We start from the raw sequence: 444 nt of genomic DNA, 5'->3' as shown, positions 1-444 counted from the left end.
TTATCAGATCGTGATGCTCGCCAGAGGCCTTTATATTCATGTCGCGACCTCGGCGCATGCGTCACCCCCAGCGCCCGGCTGCTTGAGTCAGGCCGAAAGTCGTTGTGCCTCAGGTGTTGTCGGCGTTGCTGCGTGGGAAGCCGCCACCCTGTGGGAACAGTGGGAAGACGACGTCGTCGAAACTCTCGGCGTCTCCGGCGGTTCGATTCACCGTCGCGCCCCAGACGTTGCCGTCAGGCGAGAGCTGTAGTGCCCACGCGTGACCGCGCACATTCTCCCGCACCACCTCCGGGTCACCGGTGACCGCGCCGGTATCGGGCGCCAATCGCACGGCGACCGTCTTCTTCACGTTGACCAGGTTGACCAACACGGTGCCCTCCAGCGCGGCGCAGCCGGCGACGCCGGGCCGGTCCGGCCAGGTCCACACCGTGGAAACCTTGGAAT

At 65.5% G+C, this 444-nt stretch carries 1 protein-coding gene; it reads right to left on the bottom strand.

Translation table 11 applies throughout. The annotated features are described in order from the left end of the window. Nucleotides 1–109 precede the first annotated feature (109 nt). Nucleotides 110–444, bottom strand: a 335-nt coding sequence (locus tag IMZ11_RS44160) for a hypothetical protein (protein WP_228649728.1), incomplete at its 5' end; no start/stop codon positions are given.

Origin of the sequence: Microtetraspora sp. AC03309, from assembly GCF_020826795.1 — a bacterium.
GTDB lineage: Bacteria > Actinomycetota > Actinomycetes > Streptosporangiales > Streptosporangiaceae > Microtetraspora > Microtetraspora glauca.
This window is presented reverse-complemented; position numbering and strand designations above follow the sequence as displayed.